The sequence below is a fragment of the Paraburkholderia atlantica genome, from assembly GCF_000092885.1.
Classification (GTDB): Bacteria; Pseudomonadota; Gammaproteobacteria; order Burkholderiales; family Burkholderiaceae; genus Paraburkholderia; species Paraburkholderia atlantica.
In genome coordinates, this window is record NC_014118.1 from 2,307,701 (window position 1) to 2,324,898 (window position 17,198).

10 protein-coding genes and 1 rRNA gene are annotated in these 17,198 nt (G+C 61.2%); 9 read left to right on the forward strand and 2 right to left on the reverse strand.

What is annotated here, in order from left to right:
• Positions 1-43 precede the first annotated feature (43 nt).
• Positions 44-1,342 carry an MFS transporter gene (locus tag BC1002_RS26380; RefSeq protein WP_013093055.1) on the forward strand — a complete coding sequence of 433 codons (1,299 nt, stop codon included), beginning with the start codon at positions 44-46 and terminating at the stop codon, positions 1,340-1,342.
• A gap of 68 nt (positions 1,343-1,410) precedes the next feature.
• Complete coding sequence (locus BC1002_RS26385; RefSeq protein WP_013093056.1) at positions 1,411-2,325, forward strand: LysR family transcriptional regulator; 915 nt, start codon at positions 1,411-1,413, stop codon at positions 2,323-2,325.
• 28 nt (positions 2,326-2,353) lie between these two features.
• Here the strand turns inward: BC1002_RS26385 and BC1002_RS26390 are convergent, their stop codons facing one another.
• Positions 2,354-3,640, reverse strand: coding sequence for a sensor domain-containing diguanylate cyclase (locus tag BC1002_RS26390; protein WP_013093057.1), 1,287 nt, complete (start codon positions 3,638-3,640; stop codon positions 2,354-2,356).
• Positions 3,641-4,118: 478 nt separating this feature from the next.
• On the opposite strand from BC1002_RS26390, the gene BC1002_RS26395 reads away from it, so the two are divergent.
• From BC1002_RS26395 to BC1002_RS26420, 6 genes are all read left to right on the forward strand, one after another.
• Positions 4,119-5,501 carry an MFS transporter gene (locus tag BC1002_RS26395; protein ID WP_013093058.1) on the forward strand — a complete coding sequence of 461 codons (1,383 nt, stop codon included), beginning with the start codon at positions 4,119-4,121 and terminating at the stop codon, positions 5,499-5,501.
• A 114-nt stretch (positions 5,502-5,615) separates the two neighbouring features.
• Complete coding sequence (locus tag BC1002_RS26400) at positions 5,616-6,527, forward strand: LysR family transcriptional regulator (protein ID WP_013093059.1); 912 nt, start codon at positions 5,616-5,618, stop codon at positions 6,525-6,527.
• A gap of 178 nt (positions 6,528-6,705) precedes the next feature.
• Entirely contained in the window at positions 6,706-8,205 is a 1,500-nt protein-coding gene (amaB, locus tag BC1002_RS26405) for an L-piperidine-6-carboxylate dehydrogenase (RefSeq protein ID WP_013093060.1), read from the forward strand.
• Between the two features lie 109 nt (positions 8,206-8,314).
• Positions 8,315-9,487 (forward strand): NAD(P)/FAD-dependent oxidoreductase, encoded by a 1,173-nt coding sequence (locus BC1002_RS26410; protein WP_013093061.1) that lies wholly within the window; start codon positions 8,315-8,317, stop codon positions 9,485-9,487.
• Between the two features lie 155 nt (positions 9,488-9,642).
• Positions 9,643-10,851: an aminotransferase-like domain-containing protein gene (locus BC1002_RS26415; protein WP_013093062.1), complete on the forward strand. Its 1,209-nt coding sequence runs from the start codon at positions 9,643-9,645 to the stop codon at positions 10,849-10,851.
• Between the two features lie 600 nt (positions 10,852-11,451).
• Complete coding sequence (locus BC1002_RS26420; protein WP_013093063.1) at positions 11,452-12,555, forward strand: YjgN family protein; 1,104 nt, start codon at positions 11,452-11,454, stop codon at positions 12,553-12,555.
• A 332-nt stretch (positions 12,556-12,887) separates the two neighbouring features.
• Here the strand turns inward: BC1002_RS26420 and rpoD are convergent, their stop codons facing one another.
• The gene (gene rpoD, locus BC1002_RS26425) at positions 12,888-14,885 is read right to left on the reverse strand and encodes an RNA polymerase sigma factor RpoD (RefSeq protein ID WP_013093064.1); all 1,998 of its coding nucleotides are present in this window, start codon (positions 14,883-14,885) and stop codon (positions 12,888-12,890) included.
• A 720-nt stretch (positions 14,886-15,605) separates the two neighbouring features.
• Here rpoD and BC1002_RS26430 point away from each other — a divergent pair.
• Positions 15,606-17,138, forward strand: a 16S ribosomal RNA gene (locus BC1002_RS26430).
• Positions 17,139-17,198: the final 60 nt, after the last annotated feature.

The following is a 17,198-nucleotide window of genomic DNA, read 5'->3' on the forward strand; positions in this document are numbered from 1 at the left end:
GAATTTCGCTTCGCCGCTGTCGCTTAATTAGAAGGAAGACCTCATGCGCTTTCGTTGGAGACATCGCTATCTCGTGCTGCTGATTCTGTTCGCGATCTATCTGCTCTGTTACATGGACAGAATGATCATGGCAGCGGCTATTCCATTTATTGCGTCGGAGTTTCATCTGTCGGCGATGGAGATGGGAGGAATCCTCAGTGCGTTCTTCTTCAGCTACGCGCTATGTCAGATTCCGGCCGGCCTGCTTGCAGACAGATTCGGCCCGCGACTGATGACGACGATCGGCATCACGTGGTGGACGATTTTCACCGCGCTTACCGGACTGTGCAATTCGCTCGGCTTGATGCTGGTGGTGCGGGTCGCATTCGGCGTCGGCGAAGCGCTCTTTCCTCCGGCCGCGTTCAAGGCACTATCGGCATGGTTCCCGAAGCGTGAATTGGGCCGGGCGACCGGGCTGATGATGACCACGAATGCGTTGGGACCCGCGCTGGCGCCACTGTTCGTGGCGGCCGTGATGGCCGCGTGGGGATGGCGCGCGATTTTCACGAGTCTGTTTATCCCCGGTATCGCGATGGCGATATTCGGCTGGATCTACATCAGAAACAGCCCGACGGATAGCAAGCACGTTTCGAATATCGAATTAGAGGAAATCGGCACCAGCGAAAAGGCTCAGTCTGGCTCCGCCGGCAAAGCGGATTTTGCTGGACTGGTGAAAACGCCGCTGGTCTGGTGGTGCTTTGTCACCTTGTTCGTATTCAGCATCGCCTCGTGGGGCATCATGAGCTGGTTCCCGACGTATCTGCTGAAAGCGCGCGGCCTTTCGACGGCCAAAATGGGCATTATGGCGTCGGTGCCATTTCTGGTCGGCACGATTGCCTATTGCATCACGGGCTTTCTCTCCGACAAGTTCTTCCGCAATCGTCGCGAACTGCTGGTCGTCCTAGGCTGCATCGTGGCCGCCATCTTTGCCTATCTGACGGCCCATGCGGAGACCGCGGAAACGGCGGTGTTCTATCAGACGATCGGCTATTTCTTCTCGACCATGGCCGGCTGTTCTTTGTACACGATCCCGAACGTCGCGCTGCCGAACAAGGTCGTCGGGTCGGCAATCGGCTTTGTCAATGCAGCGGGTCAACTGGCAGGATTTCTTTCTCCGCTGATCGTCGGTTACATCCTGACCAGGACGAATAACGACTTCAATGTCGTTTTCCACCTTTTCGTCGGCTGCTTCTTGCTGGCTTCGGTTTCCGCATGGTTCATCAATACGAGGACGGATCGCAGTGACACTGTCACTCAGGCCGACGGTAGAGAAGCGGCCGCGCAGAACCATGCAGCCGGATAAATGGCGCGACGGGTCTTGGGCCGGCGATAATGCCGGCTCAGTCACCACCTGCTTTGATTCGCGCGACCATGAAATCGAGGATCGAAAATTTTTCGAGCGGGATTAGCGTGTTTGCGGCGGTAGTCGACGCCGGTACGTTCGCGGCTGCGTCGGAAGTGATCGGAATGTCGCCGCCCGGCGTGAGCCGGGCGATTGCAAGGCTGGAAAAGAGATTGAAGATCCGGCTCTTCAATCGAACTACACGGTCCGTATCCCTGACGGACGAGGGCCGCCGTTTTTACGAGCAGGTCATGCCGCACCTCGCAGGCTTGGAGGAGGCCGCCGTGGCCGCGGCTGGCGGCGCATCGGCGGTGCGGGGAAAGTTGCGGGTCAACCTCGATCCGGTGTGTTACCGGGCGATACTCGGCCAACGACTCGATCAGTTCATGGATGCGCATCCCGAGCTCGAGATCGAGTTCATCGCGCGCGACCATCTCGGCGATCTCGTTCTCGAGGGCTTCGATCTCGCGCTGCGGTTCGGCGAGCCGAGGACGTCGACTCTCGTCGCACGCAAGCTGCTCGACACGGCCGTGGTCACAGTTGCCGCACCGTCGTACATTGCACGACGCGGGCGCCCGGCAAAGCCGGAAGACCTCGAAGGCCCGAGCCACCGATGCCTGGAATTCCGCAACTCGGAGACAGGCAAGCCGTTTCCCTGGGAATTCCATCGCAAACGCAAGCACGTTGTGATTGCGCCGCGGGGACGATTGACGGTGAACGACCCTGGCGCGCTACTGAACGCGTGCCTCGCTGGCTCCGGGATCGCGCAGATGCTTCTGTTCGGTGCCGAGCACCTGATTGCCGAAGGGCGGCTGATCAACCTCTTTCCCGACTGGCCTGACGAGCGCTATCCCCTGTACGCCTGCTATCCGTCACGCCATCACATTCCGGCGAAGACGCGCGCCTTTCTGGACTTCGTCGCCGAGTTGGCAAGCGCCCACTAGTGAGTGGCCGTTACACAAACGGCCTGCATTAACCAACCTCTACGCGGTTCCGGCCGCTGTCCTTGGCGCGATACAACGCCAGGTCCGCGCGCTTGACGATGGCGCCGACGTCATTCTCACCAGGTCGGCGCTCGGTCACGCCGATGCTGACCGTAAACGGAATCGGTTTGCCGAGCCGCCACGGATGCTCGAAGTTCTGCTGCTCGATCGTCTGGCGCAGGTTTTCGGCCACGCTCGTCGCCTGTTCGATATCGAGGCCCGGCAGCGCGGCGACGAACTCCTCGCCGCCCCAGCGCGCAAACACGCCGATGCGCCAATCGGCGCTCATGACGACTTTGGCCATCACGCGCAGCACTTCGTCGCCGATGTCGTGTCCGAAACTGTCGTTGATCTTCTTGAAGTAATCGATATCGAGGAGAAAGATCGAAAGCTTGCTGTCCGACGCCAGCAGGTTCTCGACCGTGTCCGCGAATTCCCTTCGATTGGGCAGGCCGGTCAGCTCGTCGGTCACGGCCTGCTTCTGGAGTAGATCCATCAATTGAACACGATCGGCGATGTCGCGAATCACGGCGGTGAATTCGATCAGGCCGCCCACATTGATCTTCGAGATCGCGATCTCGACGGGCAGCAGCGAGCCGTCGCGATGCAGCCCATAGACGCGGTTGCGCTCGTCCATTTGCCGTGAGCGCACCGGCGAGCGGGCGAATTGATGAACGTATTGGGAGTGATTGGCGCGATAACGCTCGGGCAGCAGTTCCGTGATGGGGTGCCCCACCATCTCCTCGGCCGAATAGCCGAAAAGGTTTTCTGCAGCGCGATTGAACAGAGTGATGCAGTGCTGCTGATCGATCGTAATGATCGCGTCATAGGCGGCATCCACCACCGAGCGGAAACGCGACGTGCTGACTTCCAGCTCGTGCATCAACTCCATCTTTGCGGTGATCTCGAGACCCGTCACCATGATTTCGATCACCGGGTTCGCGCCCCTGTTGTGCCGCAGCGGCTTCAACGACAGGCGCCACCAGTGGGTTCCGTCTCTCAGGTCATAAGCCTGCTCGAGTTCGCGGGCGACGCCGGATTCAAAGCATTCGCTGAGCTTCTGACGGAATTCGGTGCGTGCGTAATTGGGTATCAGCGTGTCGAAAGACGCCGGGAACGATTTGATGCTGTTGCGCTTGCCGCCCGTCATTTGCATGAATTGGTCGTTGCAGGCGGAAACCAATAGCTGCCCCCTCTCATCGCGCCCGATGATCGCGACGCTTGCGGCGATTTCGTCGACGATCGTCCGCATCGTGCAGGACCAGTCATCAACCATTCTGCCTCCGAGGATTTACCTGAATGCCCGGTATGTTCTCCTGAGCAGCTTGCGCGTCTACATCCAATTCATCCGGTGGGACCGGCTCCGAATCTCGATATCGGGCCGCTTTGGAAATGGGCATGGCCGGCCAACATCCGGAGGCAGTACATCGACAGAGTAGGCCGTAGTCCGATTTTTGGGAAGAATTTATTCCTGGAATTGGAGAACCAGACTCTTACGCTCGGCAGCCTTTCAGGTATGCAAATCGCTTCTTTTCCGTTCCCTTAATCAAACCGGAACACTCACCTCCAAAAAACCCAATTCCCACCCCACGTCGCCTGTCGCACTCTTGAAGCCAGCGGCCCGCAAGATCCAACTACGGCCGTTCAGCGCTCTGCCCCGAGTCGGCCGCATCCAACGAAGGCAGCCTCGCAGAACTGTTCCGCGCACGCGAGCCTCTCGCCAGTGCCCCGCCCAAAAAGACAGGAGACACAATTTGCCAGCCCCCATCAACTCCGGCGCACGCCTCGACCGTCTGCCGATCAGCCGCTTCCACTGGAACATCCTCGGCCTGATCGGCGCGGGCGCTTTCCTCGACGCCTTCGACATCTATCTCGCCAACGGCGCGCTCGCGGCGATGGTCAAAACCGGCTTCACCGATCTGCGCCTCGGCTCGTTCTTCATCTCGGCGACCTTCATGGGCATGATGATCGGCGCGGGCCTTTCGGGCTATCTCGGCGACCGCTTCGGCCGGCGCTATTCGTATCAAGCCAATCTCGCGATCTTCGGCCTCGCATCGCTCGCCGCCTGCTTCGCGCCGGACATCTACTGGCTGATCCTGCTTCGCTTCATCATGGGCATCGGCCTCGGCGCCGAACTCGTGGTCGCCGCCGGCACGCTATGCGAATTCGTGCCACCCGCCACGCGCGGCCGCTGGACCGCGTTGCTCGCGCTGATCATCAACTCCGGTCTGCTCGGCGCGACCGCGGTCGGCTATTGGGTGATTCCACATCTCGGCTGGCGCTACATGTTCGCGATCGCGGGCGTCGGCGCGATGATCGTGTGGTTCCTGCGGCATCGGATGCCGGAGTCGCCGCGCTGGCTCGAAACGGTTGGCCGGCTCGAAGAGGCGGAGGCTACCGTCGCGGCGATCGAGCGACAAGTCGAGGCGCGCGTCGGCAAGCTGCCGCCGGTCGCGCGCGTGGTCAGTCACGAGGTGCCGGCCGCGCCGTTCTCGGCGCTGTTCGCGCGCGGCATGCTCGGCCGCACGCTGGTCGCCGCGCTGACCTGCATGGCGATCAACATGTCGCTGTACGGTTTTGTCGCGTGGCTGCCGACATTCTTCGTCAAGGAAGGCTTGACCATCGTGCAGTCGCTCGGTTTCGTGCTGCTGATGTCGTTCGGCGCGCCGGCCGGCGCCGTGGTCGGTTATCTCGTGACGGACCGCCTCGGGCGACGCAACGGCATCGTGCTGTTCTCGCTCGCAACGATCGTGCTCGGCTTCGTCTACGTGCAGATGCGCGCGCCGGTGCCAATTGCGGTCGTCGGCTTCGCGCTCGTCACGACGATCTACACCGTCTGCACGCTGGGCCTGTTCGGCTATATCCCCGAGCTGTTTCCGACCGCGCATCGCTTGCGCGGTACCGGCGTGGCCGGCACGTGCGGCCGCGCGGCGTCGATGTCGACACCGTACGTCGCGCTGCTGCTGTACACGCAGTTCGGCGTGACGGGCGTGCTGACGATGGTCGGTGGCGTGCTGTTGTTGCTGAGCATCGCGATTCTCGCGCTGCGCATCGAAACGAGTCAGCAGACGCTCGAAGAGATTTCCCCCGATGCAGAGCTGATACCGCAAGCGGAGATGATGCAAGAGTCGGCTTAGGCCGTACGCGCATGAAGGGGGGCCGTAGATTCGGATCTTTCCCCGGCTAAATTTTCACCGCACCTGGTTAAGATGAAAGTCTGTCCTGCCCTTGCTTTGCTAGCAGCTTTCATCATGCACTTCGATTTCGTCGATTTACGCCTGCTCCTGCACATCGCCGACACGCGCAACCTCGCGCGTGCGGCGGAGCGTTCGCACCTGTCGGCGCCCGCCGCCAGCAACCGGGTCAAGAATCTCGAGGAGCAGCTCGGCGTCAAGTTGCTCTATCGGACCAGCCAGGGCGTGACGCCGACACCCGCGGGCGAGGCCTTCGTGCATCACGCGCGGCTCGTGCTCGAACGCGTCGAGCATCTGGCCGGCGATATGCAGGAGTACGGCGACGGCATCAAGGGCCACGTGCGCATCTGGGCCAACACGACCGCGATCAGCGAGTTCCTGCCGGCCGTGCTGAGCCGTTTTCTGCGCGATCACCCGGACGTGAACATCGATCTGCGCGAAGTGCTGAGCGGCGAGATCGTCAAGGGTGTCGCCGACAGCGCGACGGATATCGGCATCGTCGCGGGCAACGTGCACGCCGAGCATCTGCAGATGCTGCCGTATCGCGACGATCGGCTCGTGCTCGTGACGTCGTGCGAGCATCCGTTCGCGAGGCAGGCGTCGGTCGATTTCTCGCAGGTGCTGAACGCGAACTTCGTGAGCCTGCCGACGTCGAGCGCGATCCACGCATTCATCATGAGCGCCGCCGATGCGCTCGGCGCGCGTCTCAAACTTCGCATTCAGGTCGGCAACTTCGAGGCCGCGTGCCGGATGATCGAGGCGGGTGTCGGAATCGGCATCGTGCCGGAGTCCGTCGCGCTGCGGCACCGAAAAACGATGCAGATCGCGATCGTCGGGCTGAACGATCCGTGGGCCGAGCGTAAGCTGAAGCTCTGCGTGCGCAGTCTGAAAGACTTGCCGCCGTTCGCACGTGTGCTGGTAGACCGATTGATGGCGGCGGCGGAAGGGGACGGCGCGACTGATGCCTGACGCTTGACGCGCGGGCTTGCGCACCCGCCCGAAGTCTGATTAAGTTTCCTTCTGGAAACAGCACCGCCTTTTGTCAACCGGCATTTCACTCCCCCCGCATCTGCTTGCCGCCACAAAAACCCGCGTGTATAGTTTCCGAACTTACTCTTGTTTCGCATCGGAAATCAAAGGGGTTCACATGGACGCGTCCACCATCCTCGCCGATCTCGGCATTGCCCAAGCCGCGCAAGCCGGCGAAATCGCGGTTCATTCGCCGATCACCGGCAAGTTCATCGGCCGTGTGGCCAGCCAGACGGAGGCTGAGGTCGACGCGGCGCTCGCCCGTGCCAAGGACGCGTTCGCCGTGTGGCGCAACGTGCCGGCGCCGCGCCGCGGCGAGCTGGTGCGGCTGCTTGGAAATCGACTGCGCGAACAGAAGCACGCGCTCGGCAGCCTCGTCTCGCTGGAGACCGGCAAGATCCTGCAGGAAGGCATGGGCGAAGTGCAGGAAATGATCGACATCTGCGATTTCGCGGTCGGCCTGTCGCGCCAGTTGTACGGCTTGACGATCGCGTCCGAGCGCCCGGGGCATCGGATGGCGGAGTCGTGGCATCCGCTCGGCACCTGCGTCGTGATCTCCGCGTTCAATTTCCCGGTGGCGGTGTGGTCGTGGAATGCGGCGCTCGCGCTGGTGTGCGGCAACGCGGTGATCTGGAAGCCGTCGGAAAAGACGCCGCTGTCGGCGCTGGCGGTGAACAAGATTCTCGAAGACGCGCTGAAGGAATTCGGCGACGCGCCGGCTGGCCTCGCCGCGTTGATCATCGGCGGCCGCGACGTCGGCGAAAAGCTCGTGGCCGATCCGCGCGCGTCGATCGTCAGCGCGACGGGCAGCACGGAAATGGGCCGCAAGGTCGGCGTCGAAGTGGCGAAGCGCTTCGGCCGCTCGCTGCTCGAACTCGGCGGCAACAACGCGGGCATCGTCGCGCAGACGGCCGACCATGAACTCGCGATGCGCGGCATCCTGTTCTCGGCGGTCGGCACGGCCGGCCAGCGCTGCACGACGCTGCGGCGCCTGTTCGTGCACGACAGCGTGTACGAAAAGACCGTCGAGCGTCTGAAGCAGCTGTATAGCCGCGTGCCGATCGGCAATCCGCTCGAAAAGGGCACGCTGATGGGGCCGCTGATCGACCGTCAATCGTTCGACCGCATGCAGGAAGCGCTGCAGCAGGCGAAGGCCGAGGGCGGCAAGGTGTTCGGCGGCGAGCGCGTCGAAGTGAAGGGTTACGAGGGCGGCTACTACGTGCGTCCGGCCATCGTCGAGATGCCGTCGCAAACGCCGGTCGTGCTGAAGGAAACCTTCGCGCCGATCCTATACGTGCTGCGCTATGCCGACTTCGCCGATGCGATCGAGGCGAACAATGCCGCGCATCATGGTCTGTCGTCGTGCGTGTTCACGAGCGACCTGCGCGAAGCTGAGCGCTTCCTGTCCGCGTCGGGCAGCGACTGCGGCATCGCCAACGTCAACATCGGTCCGAGCGGCGCGGAGATCGGCGGGGCGTTTGGCGGCGAGAAGGAAACGGGCGGCGGCCGCGAGTCGGGTTCGGATGCGTGGAAGGCGTATATGCGCCGCGCGACCAATACCGTGAACTACTCGTCGGCGCTGCCGCTGGCGCAGGGTATCGACTTCAATCTCGACTGAGGCGCGCAGTGTGGCGTCGCCGTCAGGCGCGCCACAGCCGCGCGTTGCGGACAGCAATCCGTTTGCCGCCCGGCGTTCCCGGAGCGGCCCGTTACCCGTGGAGTAAGACGTGAGTTCGAAAGTCGTGATCGTCGGCGGTGGGGTGATCGGCAGTTCGATTGCGTATTTCTTGAGGCTGTCCGATCCGACAGTCGGCGTCACGGTGATCGAACGCGATCCGACCTATGCGCGTTCGTCGTCGGCCTTGTCGGCGGCATCGATCCGTCAGCAGTTTTCGACGCCGCTTTCCATTCAGATGTCGCTGTTCGGCATCGAGTTTCTGCGCTCGATCGGCGAGCGGCTCGAAGTCGACGGCATGCGACCGTCGATCGATCTGCACGAAGGCGGCTACCTGTTTCTCGCGACATCGGCCGGTGAAGCGACGCTGCGCGAGAATCACGCGCTGCAAAGAAGCCTCGGCGCGGATATCAGCCTGCTCGACACGCATGGCTTGCAAACGCGCTTCCCCTGGCTCAATACCGACGACCTCGTTGCCGGCGCTTACGGCGAAAGCGGTGAGGGCTGGTTCGACGGCTACGGTCTCGTGCAGGCGCTGCGCAAGAAAGCACAGGCGCTCGGCGCGCGCTATGTTGCGGCCGACGTCACCGCGCTGCATCGCGACGGCAAGCGCGTCACGCAGGTACGAACCGCGGACGGCGAGACCTACGCTTGCGACGTCGTCGTCAACGCGGCCGGCGCATGGTCGCGCAAGATCGCGCAGATGATCGGCATCGACCTGCCGGTCTATGCGCGGCGGCGCAGTATCTTCAACGTCACGTCGCCGGCAAGGCTCGAACGCTGTCCGCTGCTGATCGATCCGAGCGGCGTGTACTTCCGGCCCGAAGGCAATTCGTATATCTGCGGCACGTCGCCATCGGCCGATAACGACCCCGACGATCTACCGCTCGACGAAGTCGATCACGCGCTATTCGACGACGTGATCTGGCCGACGCTCGCGAATCGCGTGCCGCAATTCGAGGCGCTGCGCGTGCAGAACTGCTGGTCCGGCTATTACGAATACAACGTGCTCGATCAGAACGCGATCATTGGCCATCATCCGGACGTCGATAACTGCATCTTCGCGAACGGCTTCAGCGGCCACGGTCTGCAGCAGGGTCCGGCAACCGGACGCGGCATCAGCGAATTGATTCTGCATGGCCGCTATGCAACGCTCGATCTCGGTTCACTGAGCTTCGCGCGTGTGCTTGAAAACCGGCCGATCATCGAGAAGAACGTGGTGTAGCTAGCGCCTTGTATGGCCCGCTGCGGGGTCATGCGGAAAACGCAATAGGTAGTGCATAGATATCGTTTGCCGCAGATCCCGCCGATGACCACAATCGACGCCGATCGTCCTCGACATCCCAATCGATATCACGCGAAAGGCAGGCGGCCGTCATCATGTTCTCATTCAATCGCGCATTCGAAGCACCGAGCGGCTCGCCGATCCGCGAGCTGTTCAAATACCTCGCCCAGCCCGGCATGATCTCGTTTGCCGGCGGCTATCCGGCGAGCGATCTGTTCGACCGTGAAGGTCTCGATGCCGCCGCCGCGCGCGCCTCGCATCAGCCGACGCTGTGTCTGCAATACGGCCCGACCGATGGCATCGCGATCCTCAAGGAACAGCTCTCGCAACTGATGGCGCGGCGCGGCGCGCGATGCGCGCCAACAGACCTGCTGGTGACGACCGGTTCGCAACAAGGCTTCGATTTGCTGCTGCGGGTGATGGTGGCGCCCGGCGACGTCGTGCTCGTCGAGCAGCCCGCGTATCCGGCCACGTTGCAGGCGCTGAAGCTGCAACAGGCCGACGTCGTCACGGTGCCCGTGGATCAGCACGGCGTCGACGTGGCGAAGCTCGCCGCGCTGCTCGAAACGGGCGCGCTGCGTCGCGCTCCCAAGCTGCTGTACACGGTGCCGACGTTCGCGAATCCGACTGGCGCGACGTTGTCTCTCGAACGTCGAATCGCACTATTGAAACTGGCGGCGCGTTATCGGTTCGTGATCGTCGAAGACGATCCGTATGGTGATCTTCGTTTCGATGGCACGGCCGTGCCTTCGCTTTTCGCGTTGAGCGAGCAGGTGCCCGATTCGCGCGACTGGGTCGTGCATTTTTCGAGTCTGTCGAAAATCGTCGCGCCGGGTTTGCGGGTCGGCTGGATGGTCGCGCACGCGGACATCGTGCGGCGTTGCGTGATCGCCAAGCAGACCGTCGATCTGTGCAGCGCGCCATGGACCCAGGTGATGGCCGCCGAGTACCTCGCGAGCGGAGCGCTGGAGCGGCATCTGCCGCGCATCATCGATGCGTATGCCGTGAAATGCCGCACGCTGTGCGATGCGCTCGACACGCATCTCGCGCAGCACATCGCGTTTCATCGCCCGGCGGGCGGCATGTTCGTATGGGCGCGCCTGAACGCGGCGGGCGATGCGTCCGACTATCTGCGCATGTGCATCGAACAGAACGTGGTGTTCGTGCCGGGCGTCGCTTTTTACAACGACGCGGTCGATAGGGCGGCGCTGCGTCTGTCGTTTGCCGCGTCGGGGGTGGAGGAGATCGAAACCGGCGTGCATCGAATGAAGCGCGCGCTCGAGCTGTACTTCCAGGGGCAATAAAACCCGGATTGCATCAACGCAATCAGTGCAATGCGGGAAATTACCCGGCAAGCATCTAATGTGCAGCCGGGTTTTTTATTCAAATGCCAAAAATTGTGACGATTTAGCAGATTTCACCGCATTCCTTATTGATTGAAAATTCTGTGAAGTGCGAATACGCAATCGTTTTCGTCCGTGTATGCCGCTGCATGACGCCGGTCGTGCCGAGCCGCGGCCGAAGGCTCGTACTCGCGAGCGGGCCATCAAATCATCGCCCCAATGAAATCGTTATTGCACCCGTTAATTTCAAGATTATGCGAATTGAATAAATTCGCACCTTGCCAAATTTCGTAATCAAAATGGCCGATTTATATGCGGAAATGCCATTTATAAAGATAAGAAACCGTGTAATTATGTGTTTGCCGGCCGGCTTCCGTTTTGCGTGATTCCCTGAGTGTCTGAAAGACAGGTTTTGCATGGGCTCGCGCCACACGGGCCGGCCTTCGCACGGGAAAGCACCGTCGCCCGTCGCGTTCGCTCACGCATGCCGCATATGAGTGCCGCACGAGTATGCGTGAGCGGGCCACAAAAAACGTTAAATGAAGAAAAGAGGGCAACGCAATGAATTCACTCGACGAGAAGCGGCCGCTGCTGATCTACGACGGCACGCTCGGCGACCTCTACGGCATCTTTTTCAGAAACCTGCTGCTGCAAATCGTGACGCTCGGCATTTACCGCTTCTGGGCGACCACGAGCAACCGGCGCTATGTCTGGTCGCACATGCGGTTTCAGGACGAGCGCTTCGAGTACACGGGCACCGGGGGCGAGCTATTCAAGGGCTTTTTGTTAGCCGTCGTGGTCGTGTTCGGCGCGGTGTTCGCGGCGGGCGCGGCGAGCGTGGTCTTGCGCATGCTGACGAAAAACGCGGCACTCGATTCGCTGCCGGTCATCGCGTTCTATCTGCTGATCGTCGTGTTCGCGGCAGGTGCGTTTTTCAGCGCGCAGCGCTATCGGCTGAGCCGCACGCAGTGGTGCGGCATTCGCGGCGGCATGACCGGCTCGGCGCTCGGCTACGGCGTGCGCGCGCTGCTGTATGCGCTGTTGTGCGTTGTCACGTTTGGTCAGATGATGCCATGGACATCGATGCGTCTGACGGAGCGCCGTATCAACGCGAGCAGCCTGGGTAGCCTGTCGTTTCGCTTCAAAGGGCGCGCGGGGCTCGTCTACGGTCTGTTTCTCGTTACGTTCGTCGGCGTGGTCGTTCTTTTTGCGGTGCTGTTCATGGTGTTTCTGCAGGGCGCTCTCGCATCGATGCATGTCGGCAACGTGTCGGGGGCCGGTGGGGCGCCGTGGCGGGCCGCGCTCGGATCGCTGTTTTTGTTTTATGCGCTGTTCTCCATCGGCACGATGCTGATCCGCGGCTTCTATGTCGCCGCGCTGACGCGCCATGTGATGGGCAATACGTCGCTCGGCTCGCAATTGCATTTCGGCAGCAACGTCAGCGTCGCGCGTCTGCTCGGTTTGCAGTGTGGCAACGTTGCGATCATCGTGTTCACGCTCGGCTGCGGCGCGCCGATCGTGCTGCATCGGCTGATGCGCTTTGCCGCCGACACGCTGCAGGTTTCCGGCTACCTCGATCCGCACATGCTGGGGCAAAGCACCATGGCTGCCCCGCTGACCGGCGAGGGCATGCTGAACTTGCTGGATCATGGCGGCGCGTTTTGAGCTTGGACTTGCGTTGAGCGCGCAACGACGGGGGGGCGCAGTTCGCACGGTGGGCGGCAAAGGATGGGGCGCGCGACTCATCGAAGGCGAGAGCGCGAAACGCCGTACGCTCAATGAGTTAGCGCAGTCATGCGCAGCTTGTCCACAAGCTTGTTCCCAAAATCTGTGGACAACAGGGGAGACGCGAAGCCGAGAACTCGCGCGAGCAAGACTATCGGGAACGTACAGCACAAAAGCAAACAGCGGGACTCACCGTTGACCGGTTCATCCCGCTGCTTGTGTATGACGTGTGCGCGGCTTGCCGTGCATCGCGCGGCAAGCGTGGCAAACGCTTATCGGTCGAGGAACGACTTCAGACGGTCCGCGCGGCTCGGATGCATGAGCTTGCGCATCGCCTTGCTCTCGATCTGACGGATCCGCTCGCGCGTCACGTCGAACTGCTTGCCCACTTCTTCAAGCGTGTGATCCGACTTCGTGTTGATACCGTAGCGCATGCGCAGCACCTTCGCTTCGCGCGGCGACAGCGAGTCGAGCGCGTCGTCGATTGCGGCACGCAGGTCGGCCTGCATCGCGGCATCCGCCGGCGACGACACGGCTGCGTCTTCGATCATGTCGCCCAGCGTCGCATCGCCGTCGTCGCCTACCGGCGTTTCGAGCGATACCGGCTGCTTCGCGATCTTCAGAATGCCGCGCACCTTCTCTTCCGACAGCTCCATGCGTTCCGCGAGCACCGCCGGATGCGCTTCCTGGCCGGTCTGCTGCAGGATCTCGCGCGAAATGCGGTTCAGCTTGTTGATCGTTTCGATCATGTGCACCGGCACGCGAATCGTGCGCGCCTGATCCGCGAGCGAACGCGTGACGGCCTGACGGACCCACCAGGTCGCGTACGTCGAAAACTTCCAGCCACGACGGTATTCGAACTTGTCCACGGCCTTCATCAGACCGATGTTGCCTTCCTGGATCAGATCGAGGAACAGCATGCCGCGGTTCACGTACTTCTTCGCGATGGAGATCACGAGACGCAGATTCGCCTCGATCATCTCGCTCTTGGCCTTGCGCATCTTCGATTCGGCCGCGACCATCTTGCGGTTGATCTCTTTCAGATGCTTGAGCGGCAGCGACACTGTCGCTTCGATGTCGATCAGCTTCTGCTGTTCGGACTGGATGGCCGGCAGGTGACGCTCGAGCGCCGCGCCGTACGTCGAAGCGCCGGTGCGCGCGGCACGCTCGGTCCAGCCGAGGTCGGCCTCGTTACCCGCGAACGTCTCGATGAACTTCTCGCGCGGCATGCCGGCCTTCGAGACGACGATCTGCAGAATGTTGCGCTCGATCGCCCGCACTTGCGCGACCTGGTGCTGCACGTCGCCGCACAGACGGTCGATCGTGCGTGCGGTGAAACGGATCTTAGCGAGGTGCTGCTGAATCTCTTCGCGTGCGCGCAGATAGCCCTTCGAAGTGACGTCGCCGCGCGTGTGCGCCGCGTTCATCTCGTCGTACAGAATGCCGACCTGGGCGAAGATTTCGAGGCAGTCGCTCGTGAGCTGCTTCAGGCGAGCTTCGTCCGCTGCCGACGAATCGGCCGGGCCGTCGTCGTCTTCTTCTTCGTCGTCGCTGTCTTCGTCGGCAACGCCGTCTTCTTCGGCATCCGCATCGGCGCTCTCGACTTCTTCCGCGGCGCCCGTCTCTTCATTCAGACCGTCGACGAGTTCGTCGATGCGCAGCTCGCCGTCGGCAACCTGCTGCGCGCTCGCGAGGATCGCGGAGATTGCGAGCGGGCATGCGGCGATCGCCTGCACCATTTCGTGCAGGCCGTCTTCGATGCGCTTCGCGATCGCGATTTCGCCTGCACGGGTGAGCAGTTCGGTCGCGCCCATTTCGCGCATGTACATACGCACGGGGTCGGTGGTGCGACCGAATTCGGAGTCGACAGTCGACAGCGCAACTTCGGTTTCTTCGTCCGCCTGGTCGTCCGACACGACTGCGGGTGAGTTCGAGTTGAGCAGCAGCGTTTCTGCGTCCGGCGCCTGCTCGTACACCTGCACGCCCATGTCGCTGAACGCGCTGACAATGCTGTCGATCGCGGCGGTGGCGGTGAAGTTGTCGGGCAGGTGGTCGTTGATCTGCGCGTGGGTCAGGTAGCCTTGCTCTTTACCCAGCTGGATCAGTGCGCGCATCAGGCGCTGGCGTTCTTCGGCTTGGTGCGGCGGCAGCTCGGCTGCCACAGGGATCGCTTTGCCGGCGCCCTTGCCTTTGGCCGAACGGCCGGACGGAACTTTGGCAGTGAAGGCGGCGGCTTCGTGTTGCGAATCTTCGCGATCAAAAGGGTTCACGTAATTTCCTCTAGAGGCTTCGCTATGAGACGCAAGACGCTACCGTCAGGCGTTTCGAGCAGGGCTCAGCATCACCTGATGTGACTCAACGCGGTTGTTGGGCTGTGCTCTGGGGAGCAAAAAAGATGAGCCCGCTCGAAGCGGGCCGATGGACATGCGAAATTTTGCGCGGCTCGCATTATATACGAGCTTGGAGGTTCGCGCTCATGGGTGCACATCAAATCATCGTCGCTGTTGTCGCGTGCATGCGTGAGGCTGCGCCGGTGCGTAGGCATGCGTGCATGCGCGGGACACGACGTAGATAGGGGCGCGTTGATCCTTACACAAGGGGAGGCTTGTCGTTTTCTTCTATATGGAGTCGCACGCTCTTGTGCTGTCCCCAAAAGAAATTCGCAGAAGGGGCTTGACGCGTTGTCGATCGCTCTCCATAATCTCGTTTCTCTGCTGCAGACGCAGCGACGCAAACGAAGCGGTGCCGGGTAGTGGTGGTTCTGGTGCTGCGGGTTGGGCGGATCGATCTTTAAAAACTAACAGCCGATAAGTGTGGGCGCTTGATGCGGAATGCGGCGGCGGATTCTCCGGAGTCTGCCGCAAGGCAAAAGTATCAGAAGCCTCACACAGTATTAGAGGAAGGTTTGTCTGTCGAAAGACGGATCAATCATCGTCAGTACGTTGAGTGAGCGACCGGTTCGTAACTGAACCGAAAACAGTAACAGGTTTGAACTGAAGAGTTTGATCCTGGCTCAGATTGAACGCTGGCGGCATGCCTTACACATGCAAGTCGAACGGCAGCACGGACTTCGGTCTGGTGGCGAGTGGCGAACGGGTGAGTAATACATCGGAACGTGTCCTGGAGTGGGGGATAGCCCGGCGAAAGCCGGATTAATACCGCATACGCTCTGTGGAGGAAAGCGGGGGATCTTTCGGGACCTCGCGCTCAAGGGGCGGCCGATGGCAGATTAGGTAGTTGGTGGGGTAAAGGCCTACCAAGCCGACGATCTGTAGCTGGTCTGAGAGGACGACCAGCCACACTGGGACTGAGACACGGCCCAGACTCCTACGGGAGGCAGCAGTGGGGAATTTTGGACAATGGGCGCAAGCCTGATCCAGCAATGCCGCGTGTGTGAAGAAGGCCTTCGGGTTGTAAAGCACTTTTGTCCGGAAAGAAAACCTCTGGGTTAATACCCCGGGGGGATGACGGTACCGGAAGAATAAGCACCGGCTAACTACGTGCCAGCAGCCGCGGTAATACGTAGGGTGCGAGCGTTAATCGGAATTACTGGGCGTAAAGCGTGCGCAGGCGGTGCTGTAAGACCGATGTGAAATCCCCGGGCTTAACCTGGGAACTGCATTGGTGACTGCAGCGCTGGAGTATGGCAGAGGGGGGTGGAATTCCACGTGTAGCAGTGAAATGCGTAGAGATGTGGAGGAACACCGATGGCGAAGGCAGCCCCCTGGGCCAATACTGACGCTCATGCACGAAAGCGTGGGGAGCAAACAGGATTAGATACCCTGGTAGTCCACGCCCTAAACGATGTCAACTGGTTGTCGGGCCTTCATTGGCTTGGTAACGTAGCTAACGCGTGAAGTTGACCGCCTGGGGAGTACGGTCGCAAGATTAAAACTCAAAGGAATTGACGGGGACCCGCACAAGCGGTGGATGATGTGGATTAATTCGATGCAACGCGAAAAACCTTACCTACCCTTGACATGGATGGAATCCTGGTGAGAGCTGGGAGTGCCCGAAAGGGAGCCATCACACAGGTGCTGCATGGCTGTCGTCAGCTCGTGTCGTGAGATGTTGGGTTAAGTCCCGCAACGAGCGCAACCCTTGTCCCTAGTTGCTACGCAAGAGCACTCCAGGGAGACTGCCGGTGACAAACCGGAGGAAGGTGGGGATGACGTCAAGTCCTCATGGCCCTTATGGGTAGGGCTTCACACGTCATACAATGGTCGGAACAGAGGGTTGCCAAGCCGCGAGGTGGAGCCAATCCCAGAAAACCGATCGTAGTCCGGATCGCACTCTGCAACTCGAGTGCGTGAAGCTGGAATCGCTAGTAATCGCGGATCAGCATGCCGCGGTGAATACGTTCCCGGGTCTTGTACACACCGCCCGTCACACCATGGGAGTGGGTTTTACCAGAAGTGGCTAGTCTAACCGCAAGGAGGACGGTCACCACGGTAGGATTCATGACTGGGGTGAAGTCGTAACAAGGTAGCCGTATCGGAAGGTGCGGCTGGATCACCTCCTTTCCAGAGCTATGCATTCCTTGCACTCAAGTGCTCACGCTTATCGGCTGTAGTTTGGTAGAA